This window comes from Pseudomonas sp. JR33AA, assembly GCF_021378985.1.
GTDB lineage: Bacteria > Pseudomonadota > Gammaproteobacteria > Pseudomonadales > Pseudomonadaceae > Aquipseudomonas > Aquipseudomonas alloputida.
This window is the reverse complement of the sequence record NZ_JAJSAW010000017.1, coordinates 73,402-92,946: the sequence shown is the minus strand read 5'-3', so window position 1 is coordinate 92,946 and position 19,545 is coordinate 73,402. Positions and strand designations below refer to the sequence as shown.

General features: G+C 57.7%; 11 protein-coding genes, 1 other RNA gene and 1 pseudogene. 3 read left to right on the top strand and 10 right to left on the bottom strand.

Features of this window, described 5'->3' with window-relative positions; genetic code table 11:
- Positions 1-1,405: hypothetical protein (locus tag LVS58_RS21485; protein WP_233692718.1), on the top strand; the 1,405-nt coding region annotated here is incomplete at its 5' end.
- Entirely contained in the window at positions 1,405-6,858 is a 5,454-nt protein-coding gene (locus tag LVS58_RS21480) for a DEAD/DEAH box helicase (RefSeq protein ID WP_233692717.1), read from the top strand. The genes LVS58_RS21485 and LVS58_RS21480, both read left to right, overlap by 1 nt.
- A gap of 93 nt (positions 6,859-6,951) precedes the next feature.
- On the opposite strand, the gene LVS58_RS21475 is transcribed toward LVS58_RS21480, so the two are convergent.
- The 6 genes and pseudogenes from LVS58_RS21475 to LVS58_RS21450 form a co-directional block, all read right to left on the bottom strand.
- A complete protein-coding gene (locus tag LVS58_RS21475) occupies positions 6,952-7,131 on the bottom strand; it encodes a hypothetical protein (RefSeq protein WP_233692716.1) in 180 nt (59 codons plus the stop codon).
- Positions 7,132-7,144: 13 nt separating this feature from the next.
- Positions 7,145-7,613 (bottom strand): annotated as a pseudogene (locus LVS58_RS21470) (JAB domain-containing protein).
- Positions 7,585-8,535, bottom strand: a complete 951-nt coding sequence (locus tag LVS58_RS21465) for a recombination directionality factor (protein ID WP_233692715.1) — start codon at positions 8,533-8,535, stop codon at positions 7,585-7,587. The pseudogene LVS58_RS21470 and the gene LVS58_RS21465 overlap by 29 nt, the downstream one beginning before the upstream one ends.
- A gap of 89 nt (positions 8,536-8,624) precedes the next feature.
- On the bottom strand, positions 8,625-9,629 hold the full coding sequence (locus tag LVS58_RS21460) for a YqaJ viral recombinase family nuclease (protein WP_233692714.1): 1,005 nt from the start codon (positions 9,627-9,629) through the stop codon (positions 8,625-8,627).
- 73 nt (positions 9,630-9,702) lie between these two features.
- Entirely contained in the window at positions 9,703-10,671 is a 969-nt protein-coding gene (locus LVS58_RS21455; RefSeq protein WP_233692713.1) for a DUF932 domain-containing protein, read from the bottom strand.
- A gap of 90 nt (positions 10,672-10,761) precedes the next feature.
- Positions 10,762-11,091, bottom strand: coding sequence for a hypothetical protein (locus LVS58_RS21450; RefSeq protein WP_233692712.1), 330 nt, complete (start codon positions 11,089-11,091; stop codon positions 10,762-10,764).
- Positions 11,092-11,337: 246 nt separating this feature from the next.
- Here LVS58_RS21450 and LVS58_RS21445 point away from each other — a divergent pair, with 246 nt between their 5' ends.
- Positions 11,338-13,533 carry a hypothetical protein gene (locus tag LVS58_RS21445; RefSeq protein WP_233692711.1) on the top strand — a complete coding sequence of 732 codons (2,196 nt, stop codon included), beginning with the start codon at positions 11,338-11,340 and terminating at the stop codon, positions 13,531-13,533.
- Between the two features lie 242 nt (positions 13,534-13,775).
- On the opposite strand, the gene LVS58_RS21440 is transcribed toward LVS58_RS21445, so the two are convergent.
- From LVS58_RS21440 to LVS58_RS21425, 4 genes are all read right to left on the bottom strand, one after another.
- Complete coding sequence (locus LVS58_RS21440; RefSeq protein WP_233692721.1) at positions 13,776-15,032, bottom strand: integrase domain-containing protein; 1,257 nt, start codon at positions 15,030-15,032, stop codon at positions 13,776-13,778.
- A gap of 185 nt (positions 15,033-15,217) precedes the next feature.
- Positions 15,218-15,609: a transfer-messenger RNA gene (gene ssrA, locus LVS58_RS21435) on the bottom strand.
- A gap of 99 nt (positions 15,610-15,708) precedes the next feature.
- Entirely contained in the window at positions 15,709-15,999 is a 291-nt protein-coding gene (locus LVS58_RS21430) for a hypothetical protein (RefSeq protein ID WP_233692710.1), read from the bottom strand.
- 672 nt (positions 16,000-16,671) lie between these two features.
- Positions 16,672-19,482 (bottom strand): FAD-binding and (Fe-S)-binding domain-containing protein, encoded by a 2,811-nt coding sequence (locus tag LVS58_RS21425; protein ID WP_233692709.1) that lies wholly within the window; start codon positions 19,480-19,482, stop codon positions 16,672-16,674.
- Positions 19,483-19,545: the final 63 nt, after the last annotated feature.

The following is a 19,545-nucleotide window of genomic DNA, read 5'->3' as shown; positions in this document are numbered from 1 at the left end:
GGATCTGCGTGTGCTGCAGAAGATCTATTCCAATGGCGTGCTTCTGGGCGATAAGAGCGAAAACGGCTGGGGCATTAAATACCAGCAGGGTGACTTCAATATGACGTCCGACTCCAAGCTGTTCCCACCGCGGCCTAAGTGGGAGGAAAAGGGCTATCGCCCCGACGAGTACGGCCATTGGCTGAAAGGCCCATGGCGAGACTATCACGGACCACAGCATATTCTGGAGCGTGAGCCGGGTTTGGTGCTGTCGCGGGATGGGCGGCAGGCGATGCCGGTAGAGTCGATTGAGGATGTGGCGTTGCCGCTCTATGAGGGGCGGATGATCGGCCAGTTTGATTTTAGTGAGAAGGGATGGGTGAGGGGGAAGGGGCGCTCTGCGGTATGGCGCGATATTTCTTTTGAAGAGAAGGTGATAGAGCCGCAGTTCCTGATGAGTCTTGCCGATTACCTTGGCTCAGTGGACAAGAGCGGTAATCCCAAAAGCGCACGTGGCCTAAAGCCCTGTTATATGGACGTTAGCTCAGCGACCAATTCCAGAACAATGATTTCCTCCGCTGTGTGGGATTTTCCTTGTGGTAACAAGGTGCCATTATTGATCCCAAATAAAGGGGATGCTGCTGCCATAGCGCTTATCGCCTGTTTGGATTCTTTCGTGTTCGATTTTGCAATTCGAAACAGGCTGGGCGGTTTGACCATCAACTATTTTATTGCAGAAGAATCACCACTCCCGCCGCTACATAAGGTCCCGAAACAGCTTGTGGAAGCAGCTTTCAGCTTGCTTTCCGTAGGCAATCCCCTCTATTCACCCGTCCAAGAATCATTGGTACACAACCCCCTTACGGCGGCTGTTTCAAAAAATGAACGCACAAGGCAGAGAGTGATAATCGATGCTGTCCTGCTCGCAATCTCTGGGTTGGATTGGGAGGGCGCATGTCATATCTTGAAGGACTGTGATCGCCCAATAGAGGAGCTCTCTGGGGATGCAGCGAAAGCCCTTAATCCGAAAGGCTTTTGGCGTCTTGGAAAAGGGTTGGATCCCGAACTACGCCACACTGTCCTGTCACTAATCGCCTTCCACGATCTGCAACAAATGGGCCTCGATGCTTTCCTTGCTCAGAGCGACGGCGAAGGCTGGATGATTCCCGAAAAGCTGCGTCTGGCCGACTACGGCTTGGGCCACGATGATCGTGCGCAGGAGTACCAGCCTGTGGCCTCACGCTTGGGGCCACGCTTCTACGATTGGCAACTGAACGATGATGTGGAGCGCTCCTGGCAGGAGTGTGCTGCCCATGCCGATCTGATTCGCCGGATTGTGCCGCTTCCGGAGCCGGAAGAAGCAGCGAAACTGGCTGAAGCGCTTGCGCCAAATAAAACAGAATCACCGCAGGGAGCACTGTTCTGATGCTGAATCCGATTACCTATACCGAAGACGTGGTCAGCGATTTTCTGCGCTACCAGCTCAGTACTTATGCCTTTGCGGATGAGAATCTGTACCGACAGATGCGAGAGCTGCTCAATCTGGAGCACACCCGCAATACGCCGCTACTGAAGGGGCCTTTTATTTCTCTGTCGCGCACCTTTATGAAGGGCGCAAGCCTTGAGCAACTAGTGGACGAAGGCGTATTGCACCCGCATATCCGCAAGTTGTCTCCCTATCCAGGCGCTTACTTGCACCAGGAAAAGGCCTTCCGATCCATCAAGGCCGGTCGAACCACGCTGGTGGCCACCGGTACAGGTTCGGGCAAGACCGAGTCCTTCCTGTTGCCGATTATCAGCCGCTGCCTGCAGTTGCGTGACGAGGGCGTCGAGGCCGGTGTCACGGCGGTGATTGTCTACCCCATGAACGCACTGGCCGAAGACCAGTTGCAGCGTATGCGTGAGTTGCTTGTTGGCACTGGTGTCACGTTCGGCATGTATGTGGGTAAAACCCCGCGTACAGAAGCAGAAATAAACGGTGTGCGTCTCGCTCCTGGCAGCACGGTTGCGGATTACCGCAGCAAGCTGCAGCAAATGCAGCAACAGAAAATGGATGTAGCCCTACACCCGGCTGAAGAGCGGGTGAGCAGGGAGGCGATGCGCATAGCCGGCCAGCAGCCGCGTATTCTACTAACCAACGTCAAACAGTTGGAATTGTTGCTGACTCGCCAGATGGACTTGGAGCTGTTCGATAATGCCCGCCTTGAGTTCATGGTCTTCGATGAGGCGCACACCTTTACTGGTGCCGGCGGTGCAGAAACTGCCTGCCTAATTCGCCGTTTGCGTGCCTACTGCGGTAGGGACGAGAACAGCACCACCTGCATTGCTACATCAGCCACTATCGCTGATCCGCGCAGAGGTATTGAAGCGGGCCGTGAGTTTGCCAGCCGTTTCTTTGGCGTCGACGGCCAGAATGTCGAACTGATCGGCGAAGCCTACGAAGAGGATACCTGGGGCGAGTCGCGCAGTGTCAGCGCACCCTTCAATGGCGATCAGGCCATGCAACTGAAAACCGTGCTGGAAATGCTCGGTACGCTAGACCGACCCGAGGTAGAGCCTGCTGCCCTACAGGCCTTCCGTATTTGGTTCCAGGCTACCAGTGGCATGCGTATGGTCGGCGATAATTGGCGCAAAGCACTGAATCAGTGGCTAAGCCACAACGAGGTGGTGTTCCAGATCGCCGATGTGCTTCGCCGTCCGCGAGCCGTGGCTACCTTGCTGGAAGACCTGACTGAAAAACTAGGGCGTCTGATTACCGAAGAGGAAATTCTAATCTGGCTGGCATTGGGTGCGGCAGCGCGCGATGGTGATCGCCCTTTACTGCGCCCCGTGGTACACGGTTTCGTGCGTGGCGTCAGCGGCGCCGTGGTGACCTTTGAGGAGCAGCAGGGGCAACCTGCACGACTTTGGCTGTCAGCCGAGGATGCGCTGGCGGCAGCCGAAGGGCGAGATCCTGAGCTGAAAGCGTTTCCGCTGTCGAGTTGCACAACGTGTGGTCAGCATTACTTTGAGCATGGCCTTGAAGATTTCGATTACACCGGTGATGCGCCTGGCGGAGGATCTGCAGATGGGACGAACCGGGTGTGGCGTTCGCAAGACATTCCTTTGGGGGGAGTGCGAGCTGTCTCATTGGATCATCAGGTAGGCTCCGATGGAGAGGAAGAGCCCTCTCGTACAGAGGTGCTCTTCGTTTGCCGCTATTGCGGTACCACCCATGACCGGCAAGTCTCTGAGTGTGTGGGTTGTGGTCGAAATAAGACACTCAAGGCACTGCACTTTGTGCAGCAAAAAGAAGAACACATTGGTCGTTTGACCCGCTGTGTATCCTGCGGTGCACACGGACGCCGGATGACTGGCAGCTACCGAGAGCCGGCACGTCCGGTACGAGCCACAGGTGTGGCCGATGTGCATGTACTGGCTCAGAGCATGATCCATCGTGCTGAGCGCAAGCGCCTACTGGTGTTTGCAGATAATCGCCAGGACGCCGCGTTTCAGGCGGGCTGGATGCAGGATCGTTCTCGTCGTTATCGCTTGCGAGAGCTGATTTACAAGAAGCTGCGCGAAGGTGCCATCTCGGTCAGTGATCTGGTGTTGTGGTTGGACAAATTTCTCGATGCCGACGATGAGTTGTCGCGGGCATTAATTCCTGAAGTCTGGCGAGTAGAACCGAAATCGGAAACTAGTCTGGCCCATGTCGAGGAGCGTAAGTGGTTCTTGCGTGCTCAGGTGCTCCGTGAGTTGACGCTGGGGGCGCGCCAGAGTACAGGTCTGGAACCGCTGGGACGCCTGAAGATCCAATATTTGGGGCTGAATGAAGCACTGCCGGCCATTCAGAAATGGGCAAGGGCGTTGGGCTGCTCTCCGGCTGATTTGCAAGAAGGCATCGCCTCGCTCCTGGATGCGGCTCGTTCCCGGCGCATGCTTTTTGATCCCGTTACCCGGATGTTTTCCAAGTTCTGGTTGGACGGTGAGAAAGAGGTACTGCGTGGGTATCTACCGATCATGCGTGGCGTACCGGAAGGCTTGGTGTTTGAGCGTGATGGCCAACACGACAAAAAACGTATCAAGCAGTGGTTCAGCACTTACGACAGCTCGGCCAAACAGGCGGCTGTGAGTTGGGGGGTCGATCCGGATCACGTCCAGTCGTTTCTGGATGATGTTTGGCGGCTCTGCAGCGATGAACTGGAACTACTGACGCAGGTGCAGTTCAAGGGGGGGCGCGGTAAAAACCTGCCAGGCTGTCATGGTGCCAATCAGGTCCATGTGGACCACCTTATGCTCGTGCCTGCGTCAGGCATGTATCGCTGCCAGACTTGCCGCCGCCTCCATGCTCGGGTCAATCCCGGTATGACCTGTATGGCCTGGCGTTGCAGTGGCAAGCTGGTGTTCGAGGCAGAGAACCCGGACAACTACGACCTGCTGCTGCTCGATCAGGAGTTTTCCATGCTCCGAGCTCGCGAGCATTCTGCGCAGATTCCGGGGCCGGAGCGTGAACGCATAGAAAACGCCTTCAAGGGCGAGAGCGAACGCATCAATACTCTAGTGTGTACACCCACGCTGGAGATGGGAGTGAACATCGGTTCTCTGGATGCAGTGCTGATGCGCAATGTACCGCCATTGCCAGCCAATTACTGGCAGCGTGCGGGCCGTGCCGGACGCCAGTTCCGCATGGCGCTGGACCTGACCTATGCGCGCACCACCAGTCACGACCGAGCCTACTTCAATGAACCGCTGAAAATGCTCGAAGGGTTGGTGGAGCCTCCCAGCTTCAACCTGCGCAATCCCGTAATGGTGGCAAAGCATGTAAATGCCACGGTGCTGACCACGCTGCTGCAGATGCTGCGCAGTAACTCCCTCCCAGGAGAGCAGGCCACTGCACTGCAGGAGGCGTTGTCTGTCTGCTTACCGCCTCAGATTCGACCGTATCTGTTTACCTCTGATGGCATGGTGAGGGCTGAGCCTCTATCGGTTGGTTTATTGAACCAGCAGATGGCGCAGCACAAGGCGGCCCTCTTAGATGCAGTAATTACCGCTTTCCATCAGGGCTGGCCTGTAGGTGATTGCGAGGTCGTTAGTCGGGAGCAACTGGATCAACTGATCGGCAGCTTTGCTGAGCAGCTTCAGGGCGTAATCAATCAATTGTTCCTGCGCTTGCGGTGGGCACTTGGGCAACTTGAACGACTCAGAAAAGTGGCCTCCGGAAAGGGGGCTCTTGATGCAGATGAGGAGGCGCTGCGGGCTCGTTGTGAACGATTAGTGAAGAAGCTCAAAGGAGAGGCTAAGCGAAACCGCAACCAGGCCGAGGGTATCGATGACACCAACACTTATGGCGTGTTGGCGGCAGAAGGCTTCCTGCCGGGGTATGGGCTGGATTCAGGTGCGGTAACCCTGACGCACGTTGCGCCGCGACACGGTAGCGATATCAGTGATTGGGAGCTGCGCCGCAATACTGCGCTTGCTGTTCGTGAATATGTTCCCGGTAACCTGATCTACGCCAACGCCCATAAATTCGTGCCGCGCCACTTCCATCTCATTCCTGAGGAACCTCTAGTGTTTGCTGTGGATGTGGCGAGTGAGTCAGTCCAGGAAACAGGCCCAGGCACAAAGTCGGGTAGCGAAGCCAGCTCCATGTCGGTGACACAAATTCCAGGTGTAGCTATTTGCGATGTGGATGCGCCCCATCATTCCTACATCTCTGACGATGAGGACTATCGCTTTCAGATGCCCGTTGCGGTGTTTGCCCAGGATCAAGGGCGTCACTCGGGCGGCAAAGTCTATGAGTGGGGGAGAGCCGAACCGCAGTTGAAGCATGGGATGCATATGCGTCTAGTGAACGTCGGTGCAGCTGGCCAGGTTCGCTCCGGTGCTCTTTTGGGCTATCCGCTTTGCTTGGTTTGCGGGGCAAGTCGCTCGCCGATGAGTAGTTCGCAGGAGTTGGATCGTTTCAACGAGTTCCATACCGAGCGTTGCGGTCGTCCGGTGCAGACCATCGGCTTCTATGCAGAGGTAGTAGCTGATGCGCTGGTGCTACAGGATTGCGCATCCCAAGAAATGGCCTACAGCGTCATGGAGTCTTTGCGCCAAGGGGCCGCCGACGTTCTGGATATGGAGATATCCGACCTGCAAGTACAGGTGATCGGCAAGCCTGGTAATGAGTCGGTCGACGCGCTGTTGTATGACCCTATGCCGGGTGGCTCTGGGCTGCTGGAGCAACTCCTGGAGCACTGGCCTGATGTTGTGGCTGCGGCACGGCGCTTGGCTGAGGAGTGCCCGTCCGCCTGTGAGTCGTCCTGTGTGGACTGCCTGCAGCATTTCCGTAACTCCTTCTATCACGACAAACTGAATCGCCATACGGCGATCGAGGTATTCAACGACTGGGGGAGCACCATAAGCTTTGCCTATGACCTGGCGCCTGTTCTGCCGGATGAAACTCTGACTCAGCAGCCGGGTAATCCCCCAGAGCAACAGTTGGTGGCAATGCTGAAAGCGGCCGGCCTGGTTGCGTTCGAGTCCGAGCGGCCAATTCAGTTGTCTGGTGGTATCACAACCCGTCCAGACGTGTACTTCCATGAGCCCAACGATCAATACGAAGGCGTCTGCATCTACCTCGATGGAATGAGCGAGCATCTGCACGGTAACGCCCAGACAGCCGCTAAGGATCAACAGATCCGTCAGGAGTTGCTGAACTCTGATTACGAGGTGATCGAAATCCAGTTTCAGGAGCTGTATGACAGAACCGTGATGCGTGAGCACATGCGACGTATTGCGCGAGCTGTGATCGGTAAGGCGAAGGCGAAGGAGTTGGTTGCTAGTGATGACTGGTTTGATTCTGCAAGCAGCTCAATGGTTGGGGGGGCTGTATCCGATGCCAATCTATAGAGACGCTTAATGAACGGAGCGGAGACCAAAAAAAATATACCCAGCCCACTGCAGTATGGGTAGCCTCACGGCTACCCATACTGGCTCAAGTTTCTATTTATGTGCTCTATGTGATGTTTCTTTCAGTCGGCTGAAGATCCAGCACGCCAATAGCACGGCAATCAGCAGTGGAGGAAAACGCACCAGCAGAATCACCAACAGCAGTAGTGCCAGGCAGCCGGCGAGAATACCGACGAACATAAATACCGCAGCCAAGATCCGTAGTAGTGTCATCTTCGTTTTCTCCTCACAGGAGATTCTGTTCTGCCATCGATAGGCAGCCTTCGGGACCAACAATGGTGTGGTCCAGCATCCGCATCCCGTCCAGGTTTAGTGCCTGCTTCTGCTGCGGTCTACCTGGATGGGTTCGGTGTCCCCGAAGGGGGCGCCAGGACCATAGCGACAGAGTTGTGCTTCAAGGCTGACTTGACGATGGAGAGATGCCGTCACCGACGAGCATACTTTGGGAAATTTCATGGAAGGCGATGACTCGATGGCGGCTATCAAGGCGGAGAAAGGCGAAGACTTCATGCTCGTAATCGCTCAGCTGCGCCTGTAGGTGGCTGGACACCGCCTCCGATGAGGTCTGTGCTCGCTCTACGCAGACGCAGTTCCGCCAACTGGCGGGCCATCAGTAGAATGTCGGTTTCGGTGACGGGCGACTCGACCAGGTAGGTGCCGCTCGAGTCATTGGCCTTCAGTTTGTGCAGTCGCATGGGTGTCTCCTGGGGGGGGATCAGTCGATGAGGTGTGGCGCTGAGCTTGCGCCTCCAACTTCTCAGCCAGGCTGTTTTTCACTGATCGCTGGGAAGTGATGGTGACAGGGAATTGGCTCTCCTCGACGAGGTAGAACTCCTCGACGATGGTGCCGGCGTCTTCCTCGCTGTCCTCGAACGCGCCATTGGCGAAGCCACGCTGCGCCGCTTCATCCAACGCAGCTTGATCGAAGCCTGCTGCTTTCCGCTTCGCGTCGAGCTCATTGGCGGCTTGCAGCCACTCAGCCATGTCCATACCGCCGCGTACAGTCAGGTCGACGTAGAAGATCGGCGTGCCATGACTCTGACGAGTGGACTTGCCACGTAGGCGCAGCTCCAGCGGCAGGCACGCCAAACGGTTGCCGGTAATGGCCTGGAAGTAATACAGCCGGGCAGCTAAGGTGCGGATGCTGTTGAAGCCGGTGGTGCGGAACACGAAGCTACCTAGCGGATCCTCATCGCCAATGATCACGTTTAGCCGTCCGTAGGGCCTACAGGCATTACCCTTGGCCAGTGGGCAGGCATCCGGCGAAGGGCAGGGCAGAGACTGCACACCTTCTTGAGTGACGCGCTTGCAGGTCTCACCATTGCCCACGCACAGCGGTCGTTCGGACTGTCGATCAAATAGGGTGTAGTCGGCACGGAGGTTCAGCTCAGGCTCGTTGAACAGCAGGCGCACCGGAATGCTTCGCAGTTTGTCGTCCTTCCCCTGGCGAAGCCCGTCGTTGAGAGGGTGCAACAGCCAGCCGTCCTTGCCTTGTACTTGGGAGGTGATGGTGAACTGGTCATCCTTCTCCGGCAAACGCTTGCCATTTTTCTCGATGACCTTACCGATGGAGATGCGCCCTAGCACTGGGGGCGTCAAGGCTAAGCCTTTGAGCATGATGGTTCTCCTGGAAATGAAAAAAAGGCCAGCCACGCAGCGCGAACCGCATAGTCTGGCTAAGAGGGGATGGGGTGAGGAAATGAAAATCAGCCGACCAGGAAGCGCCGAGCACCAGCTTTGAGTAGGGGGTACTTGGCCTGCAAGTAAGGCTTGTCCTGGAGCAGTTGAGCTACATCGAGGCCGACACTGTCCTTGGCTTTGCGCCAGCTGACATAGCCGCCGGTGAACTCCGCCCGGCTGGCATCGCCCATGGCCTGCTGTAGCATCTGCTTGAGCTCGGCCTCGCGCTTTTCCTTGCCGGCAATCGAATGGCGGACGGCCTTGAGCTCGATGAAGGCAGCGCTCAGTCCGGCATGGCCACTGAAGTCGACGACTTGGCCGTTGTCCTCCGGATAAAGGCAGCGCAATGCGGATTCAGCAGAGGCGGTGCCATCGGCTAGCGGTGGCGTATCGGTCTCCACGTACTGCCAGAACCTGCGCTCAAGTTCGATCAGTCGCGCGATGAGTTGTTCGTCTCTCTCAATTCGGTGGATCTCCAGCGTCTGACCGCCGAGCAGCACCGCCACATCTGCAGCCTGCTTGCCGGTGACGGCGAGTTGGTGCATCACTTGAAGCTGAACATACTCGGGAACGCCCTCTTTCCAGAGGAGCGCCCCGTTTATGCCGGCGGTCTTGCATTCGAGGATCTGCACATCGTCGGCACCGATCACATCGCGATCGATGTTAGCTAGCATCCAGGGCAACTCCGGATCCGGATGCTGCAGCACAGCGTTGATGCGACGGACCCTGTGCTTGGTGCGCTTGCTATAGTGCCAGGCCACGATGGGCTCTAGGATATTGCCCCAGTACATCGGGCTTTCCTCATCTTGGGGATCAACCTTCGGTAGCCCAGCATCGCGACCGGACTTCTCCAGCCACAGCTCTAACTGCGACTTGTAGGGACTCAGCCCCACCGCAGCGGCGGCATCCGAACTTCCGATGCCTTGTTTGCGGATCTGCAACCAGTCCTCGCGCGATAGCTCCTTGGTGCTGACCAGTCGCAGGGCAGGGCGTTTCTTGCGGGTGCTGCGGTTCAACGACGTTGCTTTCATGGTATTCACCTGCAGACATAATCGTCCGGCCAGCGCAAGGCTGACCGGGCGCGAGGGGAGAGGTAAGTAAGGGTTAAGCGGCGAGCTGCAGCGCGGCATCCAAAGCGCGTTGCTTGATCTGCGCCCCCTGGCCGAACCAGGCCGATTCCATGCGGTACTCGTTGCTACGCGCGCGGCGCTCGTGGTCGACAAACTCGGTCACGGCATTGAGCAGGCCCCAGGCGGTGCCACGTGCCGAATCCAGCTGGCTACCGCGACCCCGGCCTTCGTACAGTTCCTGAACCTTGCGCAGGGCGCGCTCGTTGGGCAGTTGCTCCGGCAGAGCACCGCTCGGGCTGGTCTCGCACAGCACGTTCATAAAGAACCCCAATGCCTCGTGCCACAGCACCTTGCGCTCGGCTAGTACGCGCATGCGATACATAAAGTCGTCCCATTGCGAGACGGCGATACCGAGCTGCTTCTTCACAGCCTTGGAATCGAAGCGGGTGTTGTGCGGCACCTTGATCGCCCGGCTGGTGCCGTCCAGAGCGATGGTCAGGGTGTTGTTGCACACCACGCGCACGGTGGTCGGCGTTGCGGTGGTGGCCAGGGTACCGTCACAGGAGGTCGCCAGCAGCAGATAGCCATTCACCTGGTCGTTGCCCTTGAGCGCAGCGCCTTGCCCGGTTCGCGCCAGCGCCCAGAACTTGCGCCCACCCTTGAGTACGCCGGCCGTTTCCAGTTCGTAGCCGGAGACCTCGGTGAGGTCACGATAAAATTCGAGTACCTCCCGGGGCTGCACCGTGTGGTAGCGCTGAGATACCACCGACAGCGGCGCCTTGCTGTCGGAGCGATAGAGCACCTTTTGCTCGGGGAAGGAGTGGATAGCGCCCAGGTGGCCAATGGCATCCGATTTGAAATGCACGGGGCTTTCCAGAATCTGCCAGTCCATTCCAGCTTCGCGTTGCCAGACTTCGATAGGTTGCTTCTGACTGAGCTGATTGCCCAGGCCATGCCACGGGGTAGCGCCAGCATAGGCCATGGTTTCGATGAGATGTGCCATGTGAATGATTCCTTTTAGTACAGGCAGGCATAAAACGCTGCGCGAGGCGCAGCGCTGACCGAATGGATAAATGGAAAGAGAGAGGGCCAATCAGGCCGGCAGGTTGAAGCGATGACCGCATAGCAGGCAGAGGTTGTGGGCCAGGACGTGGCGGTCGAGTGATTCACCGAGTTGAGCACCGAGCGCGCAGCCACCTAAACCGCCGGCAAGGCCGCTGAGGATGGCACCCGATATGGAGCCGAGTGTGCTGCCGACCGGTCCGGCGATACCGCCGATGGCTGCGCCCGTCTGGCCGCCAGTTAGGGCCGCGCTGACGGCACGCGCAACACCGCCCACGGTGCCAATGGTTGCACCTACTTTCATGGCGTGATGGAAGGAAGCGACTTTGGGGGAGTGACAGAGGGGGCACTGCAATGACATGGGACGAACCTCCTGGGTGGTGATGTCATCGCGGTAATGTGTGATTGAGATTTTTTTGAATCGAATGGCCGCTTTTCAGCGGCGAAACCAATGGCATAACGGGCTACCGTCGGCCAAAAGTAAACGCTCATCACTTAAGCGCTCGGGGAAATACAGGCTCGTGGCGACCTTGATGGCTAAATGCTACGACTTGCAATAAACTCGACTATAAATTTATCCAGTCTATTTTTGCAGGACGCTTGAAGAATGAAAACTCAGTTCAATACTCACGAAAGTGATGAAAGCTTTGAAACAGTGCCGGATGAAGTCAGAGTGTTGTCCTTCAATGTAGGTCATGGTGACTGCACTCTCGTCGAATCTGTTTGTAATGGTGTTGTGATTTTTAGATGTCTGCTTGACGCAGGTATGAGGCTGCCGGAGGAGTTAATTACTTATCTCGAGAACGCCCCCCGTGATCCTGTAGATCCTGACATTGATGTTTTGATTTTAAGTCATGTCGACGCAGATCATCAAGGAGGTCTTCCCGAGTTGCTCGGTTCAAAAATTTCCATTGGAGAATATCTCGGGCCCTGTCTGCCAACCTTTGAACGTCTAAAATGGTTGTTTGCCCCTCGTGTCAGTGAGGCCATTACAAAGGCATCGGAAGTGCAAAGGACATTAAAAAGTCGGGGGATTCCCATAAACTATCCCCTTGAGGGTTTCAAAACTCGCTATGCCGATGGGCGCATCACGATTTCCATACTTTCTCCAGCGGCAAGGCTGATAAAAAGTTTGTCACTAGCTTCAATTGGTGATATCGCAGCACTCATGCGACGCCGACCTCTACCATTACAGTGGCTGCTTGAAGCACAGGATCCTGGGTATGACGAGCAATTCGATAGCGTTACTAATCTATTTGATAGCCGAGTCGCGCTATCGCCTGAAGACTTCGAGAGCCTTCCCTTAACTCGCGAGCTGCCTCCAAAGCAATCGATAATTCAAGCGGCGCAAGCGATCAATCCAGATGTTGAGCCAGAATTTTTTGGTAACTCAATTTTGAATGACACTTCATTGGTGGTGGTTTTGGATTTCGTGCTCGATGGCCATCATCGTAAGCGGTTGTTATTTCCAGGTGATCAGGAGAATTGGACGTATATTGCTGCTCAGCATCCGGCTGGTTTAGGAATTGATTTCTTGAAAGCGCCACATCATGGGGGTCGTGTTTATCTAAATGACGGACTTGAAAGCTTTCACACGCTGTATGCCTGGTTGCGACCAAGAAACGTAATGGTCTCTGCCAACGGGCGACACAATTTGCCCAGAGCCGGATTTCGCGAAGCCTTGCGTGCAGTTGGCGGTACCCTATTGTGTCCGAATGTACGCACCTTCGAACCACTATCCGCAGGCGCGGTGCTTCGCCCAGATCAGAAATCATGCTTTGCAGCACTAGGATGTATCCAATCTTCCAAACCTTTTATCACTATGAAGCTAACCGCAACTGCAGAGTCGGCGGACACACCGAGTTGCGTGCAGGGCTCGGGACATTCAGGGCTCGCACCCATTGTCGTATTACGTCAGGAAGTTACTGTTCCCAGTGAGGGGCTCTTACGTTACACATATGGGGAGCTTGAGCGCCATTCACGCTGGATTAGCCAACAGTTGAAGCAACGCCGCAAAGAATTCTTGACTCGAGTAAGGGCATCTGAGCATTTTCACTGTCTGACTGCCGAGCAACTGACAACACCTTGGAGCACAATCGCGGCATTAGCAAAAGCTGATGGTCGCCATGATCTAGTAGCGGATCCTGATCCCGTGCTTAAGTTTGGTCGTAGCCATTATGCGTTCTGGGTAAGCAAACGCGAAAGATATCAGGAAGCAGAGTGTCAACTCGCTTGCGTTCCTTCTGCTGGGGAACTGAAGGCTGCAGTAAAATGGGTCGAGACGATCCCGAAAATGCTATTGGTCGTCAATTCATCTAAGCGCTTAAGCTTAGGTGCAGACCGACTGAATATTTTAGGTTTCGTGGACTGGAGAGTTTTTGATTATTTGCTTGCCGCGGAATTAATGCTACCGCATGAGGTGATATCTGAAGAGATTCGGCCTCAATTGCTAATATATATAGAGAAGCTATTTTCTTTCAAGATTTGTAACTTTGACTACCCGTATTGTAAATATGATGGAGGTCAAGCCTATTTGTTTCTTGATACTGATCCTTCAATAACTCCGGATCTGGATGGCGAGCAGTGGAAAAATATTTGGGCATGGAGTTCTTATGGTAAAGAATTTAAGGCGCCTTGGGGTGAGCTCGCCACGCTAGCAAAAAAAGAGCTAATGGCTGGAAATTTCTTCAGCCCATATAGTAGAGTCAATGGAGGATCTCTGTTCTCTGGAGCCCATTCATTCTCCAAGGATTATTACTCTTTCCCTGAGCGGTTCCAAAAAGCAGAGTGGAAGATCCTCTAAGTAAGGCGCAGCTAATGTTAAGGCGGCTGAAATATAAAAAGCTGTAGGGGGGAGGGGGCTAAGGCGCGAACTGTGTCTGTGCGGGGTTTGAAGAGTTTTTCGGAGAGATGAAAAGTAATCTCTAAGCAACCGTTCAAATGGACGGACCCTACCGTGCCTTAGCTTTTACTAAAATGAGAGTGATTGTTTTTGGACGTTTGTAACGCTCTCGCGGCCGGCTAATTTGAAGCAGCGTTTGTTGATCAGCGCATCGAAACAGCTTTTCTGTACCGACTTTCCTGGATAGCTGACACCGACAGATTACCCGTCGCTGCTTCCTGGATATGCTCACTCCACCAGGTCATCATCGGGCGTCTCCGCTCGATGTAGTCCGCGCGGTTGTAGGCGCTGCGAACCTCGTCTTTATCGACGTGGGCAAGTGCTACCTCGATCAATTCGGGATCCCAGCCATGCTCGTTGAGGATGGTGCTGGCCATCGACCGCATGCCGTGGCTGACCAGACGCCCCTCGAAGCCCATTCGTTTCAGCGCCATGTTGGCGGTCTGGCTGTTGCAGTGTGTACGTGGGTTTCGGTCTGCGGGGAACACAAATTCCCGATGTCCACTGTAGGGCTCGATCGCTTCTAGGATTGCAAGAGCTTGTTCCGTGAGCGGGACAATGTGCGCGCGGCGCTTTTTCATGCGCTCCGCAGGAATCGTCCAGATCTTCTTCTCGATGTCGATATCTGCCCAGCGGGTGGTTGCTGCTTCGACTGGCCGGGTCATGGTGTGGAGCTGCCACTCGATCAGGCAGCGGGTTGTTCTTTTTATGCTGGCATTGGCGATTGCCACCATGAGCTCTTTCAGCTCATCGGGGGGTAGTGCTGCCATGTTTTTCTTTTTCGGTTTCTTGAAGACGGAGCGGATACCACTGAGCGGGTTCGTGTGAATCAACCCCGAGTTGACACCGTAGGTCATGATCTCGTTGAGCCGCTGTGTCAGTCGTTTTACGGTTTCAAGGCTGCCCTTGGTTTCGAGTGGCCGGAGCAGGTTAATGACCTGAGGAGCATTTATGGTCGAGATTGGGGTGTGTCCCAGATACGGAAAGATGTGCAGCGTGAGGGAACGCCAGATGTCCTCGGCGTAGGCCTGCGTCACTGCATCCTTTTTCAGCTCATACCAGGCCGTCGCCACGTTGTGGAAAGTGTGCTCAGTCGCCGCTTTCTTAGCTTGCTGCACTGCATCCCGTTTCTCTTTGGGGTCGATGCCGTGGGCGAGGAGCTCGCGTGCCTCAACGGTGCGCTTGCGGGCTTGCGCCAATGAAACTTCGGGGAAGGTCCCGAGGCCCATGTTGATCCGGTTCTTCGTCACCGGGTGCCGGTAGTTGAAGTTCCAGAGCTTAGAGCCATTACTTCTCACTCGCATTTGAAGGCCGTCACCATCGCTTAGGACATAGTCCTTCTCTTGGGGCTTGGCGGCTTTGACTTTGAGGTCCGAGAGGCGGGTGGCTTGAGCGCACATGCGGTATTCCAAGAGCGGTTTCGGTATTCCAAAAATTACCAGTAGATGGCTTGGAATACCACTTGGAATACTGAATGTCGTGGATCCTGCTGGACGCTAACGGACCCTGATGGCGCTGAAAGCCCCGTATTTATTGGGGTTCAGGCACAAAAAAAGACGTCCGTGGACGTCTTTAGATGGTTATTTGGTGGAGCCGGGGGGATTTGAACCCCCGTCCGCCAGTACTCCGCTGTCGGTACTACATGCTTAGCCGTGTCTACTGATTTAATCCGCAGCCGCCCGACGGGCAGGGTGCTTTGGATGAGTTGTGTAAGTTTTAGTCACTTCGCCCACAACGTGCTACGCGACGATCCTGTTCTGTATGACAATCATTTCGGGTTTACAGGCATCCCCTAGTGATTGCTGGAGCCGAAGCTACCAGAAGCAAAGGTCACTTACGCTGCGAGAGCGTAGGATTCCTCGCCGTAGGTTTCGTCATTGGCAACTATAGAAGTTGCAACAGTGGATTTACGAGTTCTGTTACCAACTCGGCATGCACCTAGAGTTTCGTTACCGGCGTCGAATCCTAATCGGCCCCGCACTAGCTCTTGGCTAACGCACCTTACGGCGCGTAGGACGGAGTATACGCCATTGCGCGGGCGACGTCGACAGCCGGTCCAGTCGCCCGCTTTTGGGCTTAGGCGCCGCCGCCGCTGCTGCCGCTGCCTTTCTCGGTTTTTTCCAGGCGCTCCAGGACTTTGCTGGTAATGGCGATGCATTCCTTGGTGTCGCCCGAGGCCTGGGCGGCCTTGGCTTTGTCGACGTGCTCGGTGATGGCTTTGTCCAGGCCTTCGGAAGTGGCGCCGGCGGTGGCCATGCTGTCGTCGATCTTTTGCAGGTTGGCGGCGCAGAGGTCATCGGCGGCGAACACCGGCGAAGCCAGCAGGGTGGCGGCCGCGAACAGGGCCGAAAGTGCGGTACCTTTCATGGGTGTCTCCTCTGGGGCCTCTGGAAGGTGGGCCTGTAAGGTGGACTGTGGGGGATTGGTGGGGGTTCCATCGGGATGTGGGGGGCTGTGGGGGCCCGCCGTGGCATGCGCGGTGGCTGGGAGATCGAGCGCCGCCCGCGCGGCGCATCGCGAGCAAGCTCGCTCCTACAGTTTCGGGCCAGTTACGGCTGTGACAGGCGCGTGCTAGCGCCGGGGTTGTACGATGCGATATTGCTTGATGCGTCGAGGCGCTGGCGCGCAAGTTCCACAGGGATGGATGCAGCGTCTGGGATATCGAGCGCCGCCCGCGCGGCGCATCGCGAGCAAGCTCGCTCCTACAGTTTCGGGCCAGTTACGGCTGTGACAGGCGTGTGCTGCCGCCGGGGTTGTACGACGCGATATCGCGCGATGCGCCGAGGCGCTGGCGCGCAAATTCCACAGGGATGGATGCAGCGCCTGGGATATCGAGCGCCGCCCGCGGGGCGCATCGCGAGCAAGCTCGCTCCTACAGTTTCGGGCCAGTTACGGCTGTGACAGGCGCGTGCTGCCGCCGGGGTTGTACGACGCGATATCGCGCGATGCGCCGAGGCGCTGGCGCGCAAATTCCACAGGGATGGATGCAGCGCCTGGGATATCGAGCGCCGCCCCCCCCCACGGCGAATCGCTCCCAGCCTAAATACTGCGTGGCCGGGTGACGCGGTCTACCAGGTACACCAGGCCGTGGTAGTCGATGCCGCTGTGGCTCGACAGGCCTATCTCGCAGGTGCGGCTGGTGGAAATACCTTCACTGCAATACTGCACGGCGTCCTTCAGGCTGCGCAGCGAGTGGGCGTTCAACTCGGGGGTGGTAAAGCCTTTGTCACCGGCAAACCCGCAGCAATGAATGCCTTCCGGGATCACCACCTGTTTGCTGCAGCGCCGCGCCAGGTCGATCAAGGCCTGGCTTTCGCCCAGGTGCTGGGTGCTGCAGGTCACGTGCACGGCTACCGGTTCGTCCTGGGGGGTGAACTCCAGTCGGTCGAGCAGGTGGGTGCGGATGAAGCGCACCGGGTCGTACAGGTCCAGCCGGGTGTCGCCAAGGTCCTGCACCAGGCGCAGGGTGCAGGGGCTGGTGTCGCAATAGATCGGGTCGAGTCCGCCGCGGCTGGCGTGCAGCAGGGCGGTGATCAGCTCCTGGCGTTTGTGTTCGGCCTGCTCGGGGTAGCCCTTGGAGGCGAACGGTTGGCCGCAGCACAGGCTGTCGGCGTTGTCGGGGAACACCACCTGGTAACCGGCCTTTTCCAGCAGGGCGCGGGTTTTGTCCAGTAGCGAGCTTTGTTCGCGGTCGGCGTAGGCCGGGCCCATTACCCGTGAGACGCAGGCGGCCAGGTACACCACCCGCGGGCGGGCGTCGTTGCTGGTCGCGCCGAGGCCCAGGGGGCGCAGCGGTTGCGGCATGGCCGGGGTCCATTGGGGCAGGCGGCCTTTGCTGGCTTTGCTCAGCGAGGCGCTCAGGCGGCCCAGGCGCGGGGCGCCTAGCAGCTTGCGTGCGGTGTTGGCGGCGGTCAGGGTCAGGCGCGCACCGCTAAGGGCTGTGTGGAAATGCTCGGCCAGCCAGTCGGCGGTTTTAGCGTGGTCGGCGGCCTGGCTGCGCAGTTTCTTCACCAGCTCGCCGGTGTTGATGCCGACCGGGCAGCGCTGGGCGCACAGGCCGGTAGCGGCGCAGGTGTCGATGCCCTGGTACTGGTAGCTTTGCATCAGTGCGCGGGTATCGATGCCGGCGCGTTGCTTGGCCTGGATGTCACGCCACATGACGATGCGCTGGCGCGGGCTGAGGGTCAGTCCCTTGGACGGGCACACCGGTTCGCAGAAGCCGCACTCGATGCACTTGTCGACGATTTCGTCGGCGGCAGGCAGCGGCTTGAGGTTTTTCAGGTGGATATCCGGGTCGTTGCTCAACACCACGTCGGGGTTGAGGATGCCGTTGGGGTCGAGCAGGCGCTTGAGCTTCCACATCAGCTGGTAGGCATCGTGGCCCCACTCCAGCTCCACGAAAGGCGCCATGTTGCGCCCGGTGCCGTGTTCGGCCTTGAGCGAGCCGCCAAACTCCACCGCCACCAGCTGCGCCACGTCGTCCATGAACGCCTGGTAACGGGCGACTTCTTCGGGGCTGTTGAAACCTTGGGTAAAGACGAAGTGCAGGTTGCCTTCCAGCGCGTGGCCGAAAATGATCGCTTCGTCATAGTGATGCTTGTCGAACAGCTGGATCAGGCGGTTGACGCCTTCGGCCAGTTGCTCGACGTGGAAGGTCACGTCTTCGATGATGACCGTGGTGCCGGTCTGGCGCACAGCACCGACGGCGGGGAAGGTGTCCTTGCGGATTTTCCACAGCTGGTTGTACACGGCCGGGTCTTCGCTGAAGTCCACCTGCTGTTCCAGCGGGAAGTCGGCGATCGAGGCCATCACCTGCTGCAGTTGCTCGTGCAGCAGGCTTTGGCTGGCGGCGCGGGATTCGATCAGCAGGGCGCAGGCGTTGTCCGACAGGCCTTTAACCCACAGCGGCATGCCGGGCATGTTCTGCACCGAGCGCAGGCTCCGGCGGTCGAGCAGTTCCACGGCAGAAACCGGCTGCTGCTTGAGCACGGGTACCGCGCGGCAGCAGCTTTCGACGCTGGGGAACACCAGCAGGGCGCTGGCCTTGTGCGGGTGGTCTGGCACGGTGTTATAGGTGACGGCGCTAATGAAGCCCAGGGTGCCTTCCGAGCCGACCAGCAGGTGCTGCAAAATGTCCAGCGGCTGGTCGTAGTCCACCAGTGCGTTCAGTGACAGGCCGGTGGTGTTCTTCAGCCTGTACTTGTGCCGGATGCGCTCGGCCAGCGCGGTGTTGGCGCGGGTTTCGCGGCCCAGGCGGGCCAGTGCTTCCAGCAGTTCGGCGTGGCTGCTTTCGAAGGCGGCGACGCTGGCCGGGTCTTCGCTGTCCAGGCGGGTGCCGTCGGCCAGCACCAGGCGCAGGCCCGCCAGGGTGTGGTAGGTGTTCTGCGCGGTGCCGCAGCACATGCCGCTGGCGTTGTTGGCGACTATGCCGCCGATCTTGCAGGCGTTGATCGAGGCCGGGTCGGGGCCGATCTTGCGCCCGAAGGGGGCCAGCCAGGCGTTGGCCTGGGCGCCGATCACGCCGGGTTGCAGGCGAATCTGCTCACCCTGACGACGGATTTCGCGGCCGTTCCAGTTATCGCCCAGCACGATCAGCACCGAGTCGCTGATGGCCTGGCCAGACAGGCTGGTACCGGCAGCGCGGAAGGTGACCGGCACCCGCTCGCGCTGGGCCAGTTTGATCAGGCCGACCACTTCGTCCTCGGACTCGACGCGCACCACCAGCTTGGGGATCAAGCGGTAGAAGCTGGCGTCGGTGCCGAAGGCCAGGGTGGAGGTGGGGTCGTCGAAGCGGCGTTCGGCGGGGATCAGGCGCTCGGCATCACGCAGGAACGCGGCGGGCAGGCTCATGCAGTCTCCTCGCGGGGCTGTGGCGTCTGTGCGCTACATGCCCCGGGTCATTCAGGCGGTGGT